The 1,297-nt window shown below is 67.9% G+C and carries 1 protein-coding gene; it reads left to right on the plus strand.

Annotated elements, in window-relative coordinates; translation table 11 throughout:
- Positions 1 to 555: 555 nt before the first annotated feature.
- The coding region (locus JK361_RS40535; protein WP_201828234.1) for an IS5 family transposase at positions 556 to 1,297 on the plus strand (742 nt) is incomplete at its 3' end.

A 1,297-nucleotide genomic window follows, 5' to 3' on the forward strand; every position in this document is an offset into this window, starting at 1 on the left:
TAGTGGCTGTTGTCGTTCCGATCTTGAGGGGTGTCGGTCGAACGGGCGTCTCGATCGGGTGAGCTACCCTGTCGGCCGTGGACACGCCTCCTGAGCAGCCAAGCTGCCCCGACTGCGGGCGGTCGCTGAAGAGCCTGGGTCTTGTCCTGTCTCTCCGCGACGAAGACCAGAAGCGCGTGTGCCGCCATGCGTGGAAGTGTTCGGCGGGTCACTTCTGGTGGCGCTGGGCGGATCGGCCTGCGGAGCCCCTGGAGGTCTGCCCCTACCCGCGGCTCTTTCGAAGTAGTGACGGTCGTTGGCCCGCTCTCCGAGCGGTTTCGGTCGAGCGGAGATCTCGATCGGGTGGCCGCGGCGGCTACCACGCATGAAAGCAGGGCCTCTTGGTAGCTCGAAGGGTGTCTACGCCAACGACCATTCCAGGAGACCCTGTTGTCGCATTTCTACGGCATAGCGGATGCGGGGTCCACTTCGGCCACCCTCGCGTGTGACTGCCTGGCTCACAGGTTCGGGAACGCCGGCGACCACGGGGTGCGCGAACGCCGCTACCCGACCGACATGACCGACGCCGAGTGGGCGGCCGTCCGGCCGCTGCTGCCGGTTCCGGGATGGCTGCGCGGCCGGGGCGGCCAACCGGAGGCCTACTGCCACCGAGCGATACTGGACGCGATCCGCTACCTCGTCGACAACGCAACGAAGTGGCGAGCCATCCCAGTCGACTTACCGCCCTGGGACCGGCTCTATGCGTTCTTCCGACGCTGGCGCGACCACGGCCTAGTCCGCGAGTTCCACGACCGCCTCCGCCGAAAGGTCCGCGAGCAGGCCGGACGGGATCCGGAACCGAGCGCCGGGGTGATCGACTCCCAGTCCGTCAAGGCGGACGCCGTCGTCGGATCCGACAGCCGCGGCTTCGACGGCGGAAAATTGATCAACGGCCGCAAGCGGCACGCCGTGGTCGACACGCTCGGCCTGCTGCTCGCGGTCATGGTCACCGCCGCGGACGTCGGCGACCGCGCCGCCGCCCAGGTGCTGCTCGCCCAGGTCGCCGCCGCGCACCACCGACTGGCTCTGGTGTGGGCCGACGGCGGCTACACCGGCAGCCTCGTCGAATACAGCCTCGCCGTGGTCCTGGCCATCGTCAAGCGCAGCGACGACATGCGCGGCTTCGTGGTGCTACCGAAGAGGTGGATCGTGGAGAGGTTTTTCGCTCACCTGATGCAAAGCCGCCGCCTCGTGCGCGACTTCGAGCGCTCCACTAGCAGCGCGGAGGCGGTGGTCTACTGGTCGATGACGATGCTCA

It is taken from the genome of Streptomyces musisoli, assembly GCF_016741855.1.
In the GTDB taxonomy this organism is placed as follows: Bacteria; Actinomycetota; Actinomycetes; order Streptomycetales; family Streptomycetaceae; genus Streptomyces; species Streptomyces musisoli.